Source organism: Dysosmobacter sp. Sow4_B12 (assembly GCF_052116665.1).
Classification (GTDB): domain Bacteria; phylum Bacillota; class Clostridia; order Oscillospirales; family Oscillospiraceae; genus Oscillibacter.
Window position 1 is genome coordinate 31,709 of the sequence record NZ_JBQKKR010000014.1, and the last position, 14,325, is coordinate 46,033.

General features: G+C 60.8%; 12 protein-coding genes. All 12 read right to left on the reverse strand.

Going from position 1 to position 14,325, the window contains the following annotated elements:
* Nucleotides 1-19 precede the first annotated feature (19 nt).
* Nucleotides 20-2,350, reverse strand: coding sequence for an ATP-dependent Clp protease ATP-binding subunit (locus tag ACTQ4R_RS11105; protein ID WP_441628657.1), 2,331 nt, complete (start codon nt 2,348-2,350; stop codon nt 20-22).
* Between the two features lie 15 nt (nt 2,351-2,365).
* Nucleotides 2,366-3,064 carry a CvpA family protein gene (locus tag ACTQ4R_RS11110; RefSeq protein WP_441628659.1) on the reverse strand — a complete coding sequence of 233 codons (699 nt, stop codon included), beginning with the start codon at nt 3,062-3,064 and terminating at the stop codon, nt 2,366-2,368.
* A 57-nt stretch (nt 3,065-3,121) separates the two neighbouring features.
* Entirely contained in the window at nt 3,122-4,309 is a 1,188-nt protein-coding gene (locus tag ACTQ4R_RS11115) for a DUF5711 family protein (RefSeq protein WP_441628661.1), read from the reverse strand.
* Complete coding sequence (gene truA / locus ACTQ4R_RS11120) at nt 4,302-5,060, reverse strand: tRNA pseudouridine(38-40) synthase TruA (RefSeq protein WP_441628662.1); 759 nt, start codon at nt 5,058-5,060, stop codon at nt 4,302-4,304. The genes ACTQ4R_RS11115 and truA overlap by 8 nt, the downstream gene beginning before the upstream one ends.
* A gap of 15 nt (nt 5,061-5,075) precedes the next feature.
* A complete protein-coding gene (locus ACTQ4R_RS11125; RefSeq protein ID WP_441628664.1) occupies nt 5,076-5,861 on the reverse strand; it encodes a hypothetical protein in 786 nt (261 codons plus the stop codon).
* Nucleotides 5,862-5,915: 54 nt separating this feature from the next.
* Nucleotides 5,916-6,722 (reverse strand): energy-coupling factor transporter transmembrane component T family protein, encoded by an 807-nt coding sequence (locus ACTQ4R_RS11130; protein WP_441628666.1) that lies wholly within the window; start codon nt 6,720-6,722, stop codon nt 5,916-5,918.
* A complete protein-coding gene (locus ACTQ4R_RS11135) occupies nt 6,716-7,582 on the reverse strand; it encodes an energy-coupling factor transporter ATPase (RefSeq protein WP_441628668.1) in 867 nt (288 codons plus the stop codon). Before ACTQ4R_RS11135 ends, ACTQ4R_RS11130 begins: the two co-directional genes overlap by 7 nt.
* Nucleotides 7,583-7,601: 19 nt before the next feature.
* Complete coding sequence (locus ACTQ4R_RS11140) at nt 7,602-8,453, reverse strand: energy-coupling factor transporter ATPase (RefSeq protein ID WP_441628670.1); 852 nt, start codon at nt 8,451-8,453, stop codon at nt 7,602-7,604.
* Between the two features lie 17 nt (nt 8,454-8,470).
* Nucleotides 8,471-9,334, reverse strand: a complete 864-nt coding sequence (locus ACTQ4R_RS11145; RefSeq protein WP_441628671.1) for a class I SAM-dependent methyltransferase — start codon at nt 9,332-9,334, stop codon at nt 8,471-8,473.
* Nucleotides 9,335-9,461: 127 nt separating this feature from the next.
* Complete coding sequence (locus ACTQ4R_RS11150) at nt 9,462-10,040, reverse strand: flavodoxin family protein (protein ID WP_441628673.1); 579 nt, start codon at nt 10,038-10,040, stop codon at nt 9,462-9,464.
* A complete protein-coding gene (locus ACTQ4R_RS11155; protein ID WP_441628711.1) occupies nt 10,037-11,347 on the reverse strand; it encodes a 2-hydroxyglutaryl-CoA dehydratase in 1,311 nt (436 codons plus the stop codon). The genes ACTQ4R_RS11150 and ACTQ4R_RS11155 overlap by 4 nt, the downstream gene beginning before the upstream one ends.
* Before the next feature lie 9 nt (nt 11,348-11,356).
* The gene (locus tag ACTQ4R_RS11160; protein WP_441628675.1) at nt 11,357-14,284 is read right to left on the reverse strand and encodes an acyl-CoA dehydratase activase; all 2,928 of its coding nucleotides are present in this window, start codon (nt 14,282-14,284) and stop codon (nt 11,357-11,359) included.
* Nucleotides 14,285-14,325 lie beyond the last annotated feature (41 nt).

The window sequence follows — 14,325 nt, forward strand, 5'->3', positions numbered from 1 at the left end:
CCCCCTCCATTCTTTCCGTTTACAGCGTGTAAAGCCGGACCTTCTCATCCTCCACAGTGGCCTTTACCTGGGTAATAGGATGTTCATAGCTGTCGATAATCTTGGTGGCCATGGGGTCCTCCACCTCTTTCTGGATGGTGCGCCGCAAGTTCCGGGCACCGTAGGTGAGCGAGTAGGACTTGTGAGTCAGCCAGGCCACCAGAGCGTCGTCATAGGTGAAGGCGATGCCCTTTTCTTTCAAAGAGGCTGCCAGCTCCTCCAGCATAATACGGGCGATGCCCTGGAAGTGCTCCTCCGTCAAGCGGTTGAAGCAGATGACGGCGTCCACCCGGTTGATAAATTCCGGCCGCAGGAACTGCTGCAGTGCCTTCATAGCCCGCTCTTGATCCTGCTGGCTGACAGAGCGATCAAAGCCCACCGTGCCCTCCTTGGTGGCGCTGCCGGCGTTGGAGGTCATGACGATGATGGTGTTCTCGAAATTCACCTTGCGGCCATGGGCGTCGGTGATCTCACCGTCATCCAAAATCTGCAGCAGGACATTCAGCACGTCGGGATGGGCCTTTTCGATCTCGTCAAACAAAATGACGGCATAGGGCTTGCGGCGAATTTTTTCCGTCAGCTGTCCGGCCTCGTCATAGCCCACATAGCCGGGAGGAGAGCCCACGATGCGGGAGACGGAGTGCTTCTCCATAAATTCGGACATGTCCAGCCGAATCAAGGCATCCGGCGTGTTGAACAGGTCACAGGCCAGCTGCTTGACAAGCTCCGTCTTACCAACGCCGGTGGAGCCCACGAAAATGAAGCTGACAGGCTTGTGCTTGGGAGAAATACCCACCCGGTTGCGGCGGACGGCGGCGGACACGGCCTCAATGGCCTCGTCCTGGCCGATGATGTGGCTTTTCAGCCGCTGCTCCAACTGGGAAAGCCGCTGGAACTCCTGCTCCCGGATGCGTGCTGCGGGAATCTTGGTCCACAGCTCGATGACGTGGGCCAGATTTTCCATGGAGAGCTGGGGGTCACCCTTTTCGCACAGGGCGGTCAGCTCCGTCGTCAGCTGGAGCTCCCGGCTCTTGAGGAAGGCCATGCGCTCATAGTCGGGCTCGCCGCCCTCCTCCTGCTTTTCCTCCAGCATGGCACGCTCTTTTTCGTAATCGTCCAGCTCCCGCTGGATCTGCATCCGCCGGGAGATATCCGGGTCCTTCAAATTCAAATCGGAGCAGGCCTCGTCAATGAGGTCGATGGCCTTGTCCGGCAGGAAACGGTCCGTGATGTACCGCTCAGAAAGCAGCACCGCCTGGCGGAGAATGCCGTCGGAGATCTTCACACCGTGGAATTTTTCGTAATTGGGTGCCAGGCCCTTCAAAATGGCAATAGAATCCTCAATGGAAGGCTCATTCACCGTCACCGGCTGGAAGCGCCGCTCCAGAGCGGTGTCCTTTTCGATGGATTTGCGGTACTCATTGAAGGTGGTGGCGCCGATAACTTGAATTTCTCCCCGGGACAGGGCGGGCTTCAAGATATTGGCGGCGTTCATGCTGCCCTCGGCGTCGCCGGCGCCCACGATGTTGTGTACCTCGTCGATCATGAGAATGATATTGCCCAGGCGCTTCACCTCATCGATAAGGCCCTTCATGCGGCTTTCAAATTGCCCCCGGAACTGTGTGCCGGCCACCAAAGCCGTCAAATCCAGGAGGTAGACCTCCTTTTCCCGCAGCTTGAAGGGCACATCCCCATTCACGATCCGCTGGGCAAGGCCCTCGGCGATGGCGGTCTTACCCACGCCGGGCTCGCCGATGAGGCAGGGGTTGTTCTTCTGCCGCCGGTTGAGGATCTGCACCACCCGCTCGATCTCCTGGGTCCGCCCAATGACCGGGTCCAGCTTGCCGTCCTTGGCCCTCTGGGTCAGGGAGATGCAGTAATTTTCCAAATACTTCCGTTTTCCGCCCTTGGGGTCCTTGCGGATTTCCTTCTCCCGGCCGCCCCGGGCACCGCCGGAGGGCTCTTCACCGCCGGTACTTTCCCGGCCGGTATCGCCGCTGGAAAACAGGCGGTTCAAAAACGGGAAGGTAGCGGTCTTGCCGTCCTCTTCCTCGCCGCTGTCCTCATCGCCGCCGGGCAGGTCCTCGATGTTCTCCACACCGTTGAAGGCCTGCATCATCTCGCTGTTGAGGGTCTCCAGATCCTCGTCAGAGATCCCCATCCGCTTCATCATATCATCCACCTGGGGCAGTCCCAGGTCCTTGGCGCACTTTAGGCACAGGCCCTCGTTGACCGTTTTGTCGCCGTCCAGCTTGGAAATGAACACCACAGCGACGTTCTTTTTACATCTTGAGCAAAGTGTAGGCTGCATCGTATACCTCCGAGTTTATTGCAAATGCGACAGCACGCCCAAAGGCGTGTTCGCCGTGAAAATACGCAGGATGTGAGCTTCCGCCAGGGCCTCCGTTTCAAAGGAGACTCCCATCCGCCGCAGTACCCACACCACCAAAAACAGCAGCAGGGCGCCTTCCAGCAAGCCCACGGCACCGCCGCCCAGGGCGTTAAGACCTCGCAGCAGCGGCAGCTTCAAAACCAGGCCCATGGCCCCCACCAGCACCTTCATCAGCAGCAAAAGCGCCGCGAATGAGAGAATGTACAGCACCCCGTATATAAACGACTGTGCCAGACTCTCCACCACAGCCGCGGCAAGGGATGCCCCGGTGTCGCGGACCTTTTCTTGTACCTTCTCTGTCAGAGAGCCGCGCACATCGTCATCCAGTCCTAAAATGGAAAGAAGCTCTCCGATGGCAGAGGAGTCCTCTGCCTCCGGCATGTGCACGCCGGCATCCGCCTGGACGGCCATGGCCTCCTCCACCTTTTCCTCAATGCGTTGGGTGATAAAGGGCGACACCAGTTTGGCCGCCGGCGGCGCGAAGGTGGCGGCGATGATGCCGGCGCCAACCAGGGCCACGATCACCGACAGCAGTCCCGCCAGGGCCTGCAGAAGCCCCCGCTTCGCGCCGAATATGGTGAAGCCCACCAAAATCACTACCACGATCGCATCTATTATAACAGGTGTCGTCATGCTTGCCTACCTTTCCTCCTGTAAACGTTTTGTAAACACCCGGCCAATGTTCCCCTTTTAAGGCAGGAACAACCGCGCGGACTCCGACGCGATCAGCAGTGCGGAGCCGTCGGCACGCACCAGTGCCTCCTTGGCGTAGCCGGTGCCCTTCAATGTTGCATATGCCTGGAGGTCCGGATTATAGACCACCAGACTGTCCGTATACAAAACGGCGATATACCGGCCCACAGCGGAAACGCTGAGGACCTCCTCGTGGACGTCCAGGGAGGCGAGCTCCTCCCCGCCGGTCCCCACCGTCACCAAACGGCCCACACTGCCGGACTGGTAACGGTTCAGCAGCAGCACCGCGTAGCCGTCGCCGCCGCAGTCGTATTCCCGCAGATAGGAGCTGGTGTAATCATACTCTCCGGCGATCTGGCCGCCGGTGTCCGCGAAGGTCAGCTTATTGTCGGAGACCGTCACCAGCGTGCCGTTCTGCTGGGTGATGCACATGACCAAGCCGTCCCGCACGCTGTAATCCGCCACGGGCTCCGTCTGCGTCAAATCGTACAGCACCACATTGCTGACGAAGGTGCCGTCCTCCTGGCCCAGCGTCACCGCCGCCAGGAAGGCGCAGTCGTCTGTCACGCAGGCGTCCGCCACAAACCGGCGGGAGGAGTTGAAATCAAACACCTTTTCCAGCTTGGCATTGTAGACGGAGACACAGGCCTTGTAATTCTGCTTTTCCGCCGTCACCGCCATCCAGCCCTTTTCGTTGAGAGAGGCGGCAATGAAGGGCTCTTCCTCCTCCGCCCGGAGCTCGCTCACCAGTCCCTCCGCATCCAGCACATACAACTCCCGGCCTCCCACATCGTAGGCCACGGCCCGACCGCCGCCGGTGGACAGAGCGGGAGACTCCATTTGGACGTTGGCGGACCAGACCTCTTCCCCACCCTGGCCCAGCAGACGCAAAGACGTGTTGGACAGCACCACCAGGGTGTCCCCCAGGGCGGCAAAGCGGTTGCTGGCGGAGGCGTCGTAATCGTATCCGGCGTTGCCGCTGGTTTTTTCCTCCCGGCTGTATGAAAAATAACGGCGCAGCACATCAAAGCCAGTGCCGTCCCGGTAGGCCGCCACCAGCACGATGCCCAGAACCGCTGCCAGCGTTAGGAAAAACAGCAAAATGCCAGGCAGCTTCCGCCGTTTTTTGGGCTTTTGTTCCTCGCCGTCGTCGTCATTCCAGATGTCTTTCGTCGTATCAGCCATTGTTCAGTCGCTCATCCTCATACCAAAGTTTCGTTAGATACAATCCCCCGGGCGGCACCGTCGGCCCGGCGGCGGTTCGGTCCCCTCCCTCCAAAATGGCGGGGATGTCCTCCGGGGCGAATTTCCCCTCCGCCGCGTACAGCACCGTGCCGGTAATGGCACGGACCATGTTATACAGAAATCCGTTGGCGCAGACCTTCAGTTCCAAAAGGTCTCCGTTCCGGGCCACGTCGCAGTAATAAATGGTGCGGACGGTGGACTTGGTCTCCGTGCCCACGGAGCGGACCGCCCGGAAATCGTGGGTGCCCACGAACATGTGGGCCGCCCGGTTCAAAAATTCCTCGTCCAGGCGCTTGGGGTAGAAATAGGACCGATTAACATAAAATGGGTTTTTGAACCGGGAGTTATAGATGCGGTAGGTATACTCCTTTTTGATGCAGGAGCCGATGGCGTTGAAATCCTCCGCCACCTCGAAGGCCTCCTTCACGGCGATGTCCTCCGGCGTGTGGGTGTTGACGGCAAAGGGCAGCCGCTCCACGGGGATGCGGCTCTCCGTGCGGAAGTTGGCGATGTAGTGCTCGGCGTGGACGCCGGCGTCGGTACGGCCGCAGCCGGTGAGATGCACCGGGGCCCCGGTGATCTGCTCCAGGGCCTTTTGCAGCGTCTCGCAGACGGTGACGGCGTTTTTCTGTACCTGCCAGCCGTGATAGGCGGTACCGTTGTACATCAGTTTTAAGGCGATGTTGCGCATAGTTGATAAAACTCCTTATTCCGGCCAAGTCAGTGCGGGGTAAATGTCTTGCTTAAGTTCCGGGACTTCCTCCACTTTACCGCTGGTTGTGACTTTCCACCGTCCGATGGTGAATTCATACGCCACACCGTCGGCATCCTGGCATAAAAGCGTGATCCGCAGGGTATCTCCCAACTTACAGGGCACTTCCAAGACTCCGGTACTGTAAAGGCCACTATCCGGGTCCCATTCTCCCGAAATTGCCTGCGCCAAAGTACCACCGCAATAGCCTCTCAGTTCAACCGTGCCGCTGCCGCCCTCCATACCTGCCACATTCAAATCATAGACCTGCATAGTCAGCGTGCCATTGCGTATACCCAATGAATTCTCCTGATACTTCGGTCCCTCTCGCCAGAACTTCTGGACCCGCACCGGCAGAAGGCTGAAAATATCTTCATAGGTGCGCAGTGTTTGCCGCCGCGTAGCACCATCCTGCGTGATGACAGCCTCCACAGCGCACGCTCCCCGCTGGTCCAGTGGGAACGATAAGTGGCCCGTATAACGGCCGTCACCCTCTGCGCTCAGCTCTGTTGTATCCGTGTTTTCCCCCATCATGGTTTCTATGGATACGACCGTATCCTTACTGTCCTTCCGCAGAGTCAGCGCCAGATTCGCCTCCAACGCATGCACGGACACATCAACACGCACCGGTTCCAAGTCAATACTCTCTATCGGTTTTCTGTCCTCGTTCCACCTCAGCAGCCCCATTCCCAAAGTTAGGACCAAGGTCCACCTCATCAGCGCAATCAAGGACTTTTTCATAACGAAATGCCCCTTTTTTCGTCCTTTTTCTGAAGTTCCTGTTCTCAAACGGCCTCAAATGCCAAAGTGCCGCAGCACCAGCACAGCGGCCACCACCAGCACACCCAAAAGCAGGGCGATATAGTCCCGCCGCTCGTATTTCAAAATGTGCAGCTTCGTGCGGCCCTCGCCGCCGTGGTAGCAGCGGCACTCCATGGCAACGGCCAGCTCGTCCGCCCGGCGGAAGGCACTGATGAACAGGGGCACCAGGATGGGGATGAGGGCCTTGGCCTTCTGCATCAAATTGCCGCTTTCAAAATCCGCGCCCCTCGCCTTCTGGGCGGACATGATCTTGTCCGTCTCCTCGATGAGGGTGGGGATAAACCGCAGGGCAATGGACATCATCATGGCCAGCTCGTGGACCGGCACATGGAAGCGCTTCAAACCACCCAGCAACTGCTCCAGGCCGTCTGTCAGGCTGATGGGGCTGGTGGTATAGGTCATGAGGAAGGTGCCCATGATGAGCAGCATGATGCGCACCACCATAAAAACGGCGTTGCGAAGGCCCGTGTCAGAGACCTTCAAAAAGCCCAACTCCAGGAGGTAGTGGTCCCCAGGCGTGAAAAACAGGTTCAAAATGCCGGTGAAAATGATGATGAACAGCACCGGCTTCAATCCCCGGACCAGGGCCTTGAGACCCACCCGGGAAATGCGGACGCAAACCGCCAGGCACAAGGCCAAAAGAGCATAGCCCACCGCGCCTCTGGCAGAGAACAGCGCGGCGATATACAGTACCACCAGCGAAATTTTCGTGCGGGGGTCCAGCTTGTGGGCCACGGTGTCTCCAGGGAAATACTGGCCCAGGGTAATATCCTTCAGCATGACGCCCCTCCCTTCCGCAGGGCCAGGAGCTGCCGCTCCAGGTCCCGCACCGTATACACGGCGGGGTCGATGGCAAGTCCCCGGTCCCGCAGGGCCATGGCGATGCGGGTCACCTGGGGCACGTCCAGTCCGGCGGCCAACAGCTCCTGCCCCCGGGCGAACACCTCCGCCGGGGCGCCGCTCATGAGCACATGGGCGCTTTTCAGCACCAGGATGCGGTCCACGTTCTGGGCGATCTCGTCCATGCTGTGGCTCACCAGAATGACGGTGGTTTGCTTGTTTCGGTGGTAGTCCCGAATATTGGCCATCAAATTCTCCCGTCCGGCGGGGTCCAGTCCGGCGGTAGGCTCGTCCAGCACCAGCACCTTCGGCTCCATGGCGATGACGCCCGCCAGGGCCACCCGGCGCTTCTGACCGCCGGAGAGCTCAAAGGGGGACTTTTCCAGCTGGTCGTCCCGGATGCCCACCAGGCGGGCGGCCTCCCGGACGCAGCGGTCCAGCTCCTCGCCCCGCTTGCCCATATTGGTGGGGCCGAAGGCAATGTCCTTGTACACAGTTTCTTCAAACAGCTGGTATTCCGGGTACTGGAACACCAGGCCTACCTGGAAGCGCACATCCCGGATCTTCTTGGGCTCCGCCCAGATGTCCTTCCCCCGCAGCAGCACCTGGCCGCTGGTGGGTTTCAGCAGGCCGTTGAGATGCTGAATGAGAGTCGACTTTCCGGAGCCGGTATGGCCGATGATGCCTAAAAATTCGCCGTCATAGACGTCAAAGCTCATATCCTCCACGGCACTGCGCTGGAAGGGCGTGCCGATACCGTAGGTATGGGTCAGATTTTTGATTTGCAGAATCGGTTCCAAATCGTTTACGTCCTTCCTGTCAGTTTGCCCGGAGGGCGGCGGCAATGGCGCCGGCGCAGTCGTCCACGGTCAAGGCGTCCAGAGGCACATCCATTCCGTCCTTCCGCAGCCGGTCCAGCAGGTCCACGGTATCCGGCACCGTCAGTCCCATGGAGCGCAGGGCGTCCACCTGGGTGAATACCTGCCGGGGGCTTCCGTCCATAGCCACCACGCCGTCGTCCATGACGATGACGCGGTCCGCTTCCTCCGCCTCGTTCATATGGTGGGTGATGAGCACCACGGTGATGCCCTTCTCCCGGTTCAGCCGGTGGACGGTGGACAGCACCTCCTGCCTGCCGATGGGGTCCAGCATGGCGGTGGCCTCGTCCAGCACGATGCACGCCGGCTCCATGGCAATGACGCCGGCAATGGCGATGCGCTGCTTCTGGCCGCCGGAGAGCAGATGGGGCGCGTGACGGACGAACTCGCTCATGCCAACGGCCTTCAAAGCCTCGTCCACCCGCTTTCGGATCTCCTCCGTGGGAACGCCCAGGTTCTCCGGAGCAAAGGCCACATCCTCCTCCACCACGTTTGCCACGATCTGGTTATCCGGGTTCTGGAACACCATACCCACCCGCTGGCGGATCGCCAGCAGCAGGTTTTCGTCGCAGGTATCCATATCTTCCACATACACCCGGCCGCCTGCCGGCAGCAGCACACCGTTGAAGGTCTTGGCCAGGGTGGATTTGCCGGAGCCGTTGTGGCCCAGCACCACTACGAAGGAGCCCTTCTCAATGCGAAGGTCCACACCCCGCAAGGCAAGAGTCTGCTTCTCCCCCTCCTCCGCCGGGTAGGCATATTTCAAATTTTCCGTTTTGATCATCGTTGCCATAAGCTTCTCTTTTCCTGTTATTCGCTGAACCACCGGCCCGTGGCGCCGCAGGGCAGGGCCAGTCCGGTCTCTGTCACGGGAAGGCCCAGCTCATCCCATGTGCAGTGTCCGCCGTATTTCTCCGCCACCAGAATATTCAGAAGATACCCCAGCACCGAGGGGGCCAGGCCTGTGGTGTAGGAGTTGATAAGGACGAACAGGGGCTTGTCCGACAGCACGCCGGCACACAGCTTCACGAAGGGGTACAGGTTCTCTTCCAGCTTCCACACTTCGCCGCCGGGGCCCCGTCCGTAGCTGGGCGGGTCCATGATGATGGCGTCGTAGGTCTTGCCCCGGCGGATCTCCCGCTCCACAAACTTGGCGCAGTCATCCACGATCCAGCGGATGGGCGCGTCGGCCAGGCCGGAGAGGCGGGCGTTGTCCTTGGCCCAGGCCACCATGCCCTTGGCCGCGTCCACGTGGCACACGCTGGCGCCGGCCTTGGCGCAGGCCACCGTGGCGCCGCCGGTGTAGGCAAACAGGTTCAGCACCCGGATGGGCCGGCCGGCATTGCGGATCTTGTCCATGACAAAGTCCCAGTTCACCGCCTGCTCCGGGAACAGGCCCGTGTGCTTGAAGTTCATGGGCTTTACCTGGAAGGTCAGCTCCCCGTAGTGGACCTGCCAGCTCTCCGGCAGGGCTTTTTTCTCCCAGTGGCCGCCGCCGGTCTGGGAGCGGAGATACCGGGCGTTTGCCCGTTTCCAGGCGGGATTTTTATGGGGCGTCTCCCAGATGGCCTGGGGGTCCGGCCGCACCAGGAACTGCTTGTCCCAACGCTCCAGCTTCTCGCCCCCGCCGCAGTCCAGAAGCTCATAGTCCTGCCATTTCTCCGCGATCCACATAAGCTGCTCCTCCGTGTATATAGTAAATCATGTTATTATACCTCTGAAATGAAGGATTCGTCAATCATTTCCGGCGGAAGAGGGACAAGAAGGGACTGCTTCTTGGAAGCAGTCCCTTCTCCTGTTATCAAACCGTTTGCAGCAGCTGACGGGCAAAGGCCCGGGTCCGGGCCTCCTTGTCCGGGTCCATGAACACGGAGTCATAGCCCAGGTGCCGCTCGGCATGGCTGCCCAGATACCGCAGGCCTGCGTGCTTGCAGTAGCGGCGCATGCCCTCTTCAAAAAGGTCGCAGCCCTTCTCCGGCCGGTAGCCGCAGGTCATAAGCAGGGCCATGGCCTTCCCCTGCCACAGAGATGGGCCCTTCTTTGCGCCGTAGAACTTATTCATGCCGTACACCAGCCGGTCCAGCAGGGCCTTCATGGGCGGCGTGCAGTACCAGGCATAGATGGGTGTCGCCAGAACGACGCAGTCACTCTCCAGAACCTTGTCAAAAAGTTCCTGTACATCGTCCTGCTGGCCGCAGCCAAACGCCGTCCAGTCCTCCTGGCACCGGCGGCAGGCAAGGCAGGGACGAATGTCCCGGTCATAGAGCCAGACAGTCTCCGTCTCCGCCCCGGCGGAACGCAGCTCTTCGCAAAAGGGCGCCAGCAGCGCGGCGGTGTTGCCGCCCTTCCGGGGACTGCCCATCAATACCAGGACTTTCATACCGGCACTGCTTCTTCAGTGGAGGCGGTATCGGGATCGCCTCCATCCTCCCGCTGCCGCTCCGCCAGACGCTCCCGGGCCACTGCCAGCATCAGCTTGATGCGGTTTTCCTGGTTGACGCGGGTGGCGCTGGGGTCATAGTCGATGGGGGTGATGTTGGCCTGGGGATACAGCTCCCGGAGCTTGTTGATCATGCCCTTGCCGCAGATGTGGTTGGGCAGGCACCCAAAGGGCTGGGCACAGATGATATTCTCATATCCCGCCCGGATGAGCTCCGCCATCTCAGCGGTGAGGAGCCAACCCTCACCCATCTTGTCGCCGGTGGAGATGAGGCCTTCCGTCAGCTTCACCAGCTCCTTAAAGGGCAGAGGCGCGTGGTAGCCGTTGTCCTTCAGAACGGCGATCATTACCTTTTCCATGCTCTCGATAAAGGCCAGCAGCACGTCGGAGACATGTTTTTCCAGGAAAGTTCCGCCGTACAGCCGGGCGTTGTCGGAGAGATTGTAAATACAGTACTGCACAAAGCCCATAAGGCCCGGCAGGTTCACCTCGCAGTCCTGGGTGGCCAGGAACTTTTCCAGGTCGTTGTTGCCTAGGGGTGAGTATTTCACATAGATCTCGCCCACCACGCCGACCTTCACCTTGGGTACACGGTGGACGGGGATGGATGCGAAATCCGCCGCGATCTTGGGCATGGCGGCTTTCACCTCCCGGCCGGACCAACCCTTGTCCGCCCGGACCCAGCCGCAGATGGTGTCCAGCCACTTTTCCTGGCAGGCAGCCGCGGCGCCCTTTTCAATCTCGTAAGGCTCCGTCTGGGCGCGCAGAGCCACCAGCAGGTCGCCGTAGTAGATGACCGCCAGGAGCTTACGCATGAAAGGCAGCGTCATGGGGAAGCCGGAGTCCTTCTCCAGGCCGGAGAAGTTTAGGCTCACCACCGGCACCTGGGGATACCCGGCCTTTACCAGGGCCTTGCGCAGCAGGTGGATATAGTTGGAGGCCCGGCAGCCGCCGCCGGTCTGGGTGATGATGAGGGCGGTGTGGTCCAGGTCGTATTTCCCGGAGCCCAGAGCATCCAGGAACTGGCCGATGACCAGCAGCGCCGGATAGCAGGTATCGTTGTGGACGTACTTGAGGCCCAGCTCACACACCTGGCTGCCGCAGTTTTCCAGCAGCTCGCACTGGTAGCCCGCCTGCTCCATGGCGGCGGCCAGGATGCGGAACTGCACGGGAGCCATGTTGGGGATGAGGATCTTGTGGGTCGTTTTCATCTCCGGGGTGAATTTGGGATAGTTCTGAAATTCCAGCTCCATGCCTCACGCCTCCTTTCGCTTTTCGTCCTGCTCATCCAGAGCGGCGAACAGGCTCCGCAGGCGGATGCGCACGGCGCCCAGGTTGGTGATCTCATCGATCTTCAGCTGGGTATACAGCTTGCCGCCAGCCTGCAAAATCTCTCTCGTCTCATCGGAGGTGATGGCATCCACGCCGCAGCCGAAGCTCACCAGCTGTACCAGGTCCATATCGTGGTGCTGGCAGCAGTACTTGGCCGCCGCGTACAGTCGGGCGTGGTAGGTCCACTGGTTCAGCACCGTGGTGGGGAATTTCTCCACCCGGTTGGAGATGGAGTCCTCCGTCACCACCGCCGCGCCGGCACGGGTGATGAGGGTATCGATGCCGTGGTTCACCTCTGGGTCCACGTGGTAGGGACGGCCCGCCAGCACGATGATGCGGCGGCCTGACCCCCGGGCCTGCTCCATGATGCGCTCCCCCTCCTTCCGGATGAGGGACATATGGTGGGCATACTCGGCGTAGGCGGTGTCAGCCGCCTCCTGGACCTCTTTTTTGGAGATGTCCGGGAAGTAGCCCCGCAGAATGGTGAAAATCTTCTTGGTAAAGTCCTTGGGACGGTGGAGGCCAACGTAGTCGTAGATGAACTTGGTCTCCTTTACCTCCGGGCAGTTGCCGGCAATGACCTCCGGATAATAGGCCACCACGGGGCAGTTATAGTGGTTGTCCCCCAATCCCTCGTCCAGGTTGTAGGTCATGCAGGGATAGAAGATAGCGTCCAACCCCAGCTTGGAGAGGAACTGGATGTGGCCGTGGGCCAGCTTGGCCGGGAAGCAGGCGGTGTCACTGGGGATGGTGCCCTGGCCCTTCAGATACAGGTCCCGGCTGGAGAGGGGGCTGTGGTACACGGCAAAGCCAAGCTTTGTGAAAAACGTGTGCCAGAAAGGCAGCAGCTCCCACATGTTTAGGCACAGGGGGATGCCGATCTTGCCCCGCTTGCCGGGGCTGGGCTTATAGTCCAGAATCAGCTTGCGCTTGTAGGCGTACAGGTTCCCCTCCCCGGTGTCCGCCTTGCCGGTGACAGGCCGGTCACAGCGGTTGCCGCTGATGAACGTGGAACCATCGGCGAAGGTGTTGATGGTCAGCTGGCAGTTGTTGCCGCAGCGGCCGCAGACCTCGCTGCGGTTCTCCTGACGGAAGGATGCCAGGCCCTCCCGGCCCAGGAGCGAGCTGGTCTGATTGGCAGACGCCTTGCCCCGGCCGTACAGGGCCGCGCCGAAGGCGCCCATAAGGCCGGCGATGTCCGGTCGGATGACCTCCACGCCCATTTCCTTCTCAAAGGCCCGGAGGACGGCTTCGTTGTAAAACGTGCCGCCCTGGACCACGATGTTCCGCCCCAGCTCCTCGGGAGAGGCGGCGCGGATGACCTTGTAAATGGCGTTTTTCACCACGGAGATAGAAAGGCCGGCGGAGATGTTCTCAATGGTGGCGCCGTCCTTCTGGGCCTGCTTCACGCTGGAGTTCATGAAAACCGTGCAGCGGCTGCCCAGGTCCACAGGCCGGTCCGCGAACAGGCCCAGAGCGGCAAACTCCTTCACATCATAGCCCAGCGCCTGGGCAAAGGTCTGGAGGAAGCTGCCGCAGCCGGAGGAACAGGCCTCGTTGAGGAAGATATTGCTGATGGCACCGTCCTCGATCTTGAAGCACTTCATGTCCTGGCCGCCGATGTCGATGATGAAATCCACGTTGGGCAGGAAGTGGCGGGCGGCGGTGAAATGGGCCACGGTCTCCACCACGCCGTAATCAGCGTGGAAGGCGGCCTTGGCCAGGTCCTCGCCGTAGCCGGTGGTGGTGACGGAGGCCACATGGAGGGCCGGATGCTCGTCATACAGCTTTTGCAGCACCTCCCGGATGAGGGGAACGGGATTGCCCAGGTTGGGCCGGTAATCCGTAAAGAGGATGCGGGCCTCCTGGTCGATGACCACCAGCTTCACAGTAGTGGAGCCGGAGTCGATGCCGATGTGCACCGGAGCGGCATAGTCCGGGCCGAAGGGCACACGGGGCACCGTGGCCTTGGCGTGGCGGGCAAGGAAGGCCTCGTATTCCTCCCGGCTTTCAAACAGAGGCGGCTGAGAGCGGTAGGTCTCCGCCGCGCCGTGGAGCTGCAGCTGGTCCGCCACCTCCCGCAGGTCAAACTCCTGGTCGGAGTAAAAAGCGGCGCCCAGGGCCACGAACAGCAAGCTGTTCTCCGGGCAGGTGCCCTTCACCCCCAGGGTCTTGTCAAAGCTGGCGCGCAGGCAGCGGGAGAAGGTCAGCGGCCCGCCCAGGTACAAAACATTTCCGCGGATGGGCCGGCCCTGGGCCAGGCCCGCGATGGTCTGGTTTACCACCGCCTGGTAAATACTGGCGGAGATGTCCTCCGCCTTGGCGCCCTGGTTGATGAGAGGCTGCACATCGCTCTTGGCGAACACGCCGCAGCGGGAGGCGATGGTGTACGTCTTTTCGGCCCGCTGGGCGGCGGCGTCCATCTCGTCAGCGGTCATTTTCAGCAAGGTTGCCATCTGGTCAATGAAGGCGCCGGTGCCGCCAGCGCAGGAGCCGTTCATCCGCACCTCCGTGCCGCCGGTGAGGAAGAGGATCTTGGCGTCCTCACCGCCCAGCTCGATGATGACATCGGAGCCGGGCACCAGACGGTTGGCGGCCACCCGGGTGGCGAACACCTCCTGCACGAAGGGAACATGCACGCTCTCCGCCATACCCATGCCGGCAGAGCCGGAAATGGCGCACAGCGCCCGTCCGCCGGGCACATACCGCTCCGCCACCCGCCGCAGCAGCTCCTCGGATTTTTCCAGGATGTGGCTGAAGTGCCGCTCATATGTACTGTAAACGATTTGGTCCGCGTCGTCCAGAACCACGCATTTAATGGTGGTGGACCCCACGTCAAGTCCTACTTTCAAAGTCATGCCTCCTTCAGGAAAACGGTTACGTGCCCTTTTCA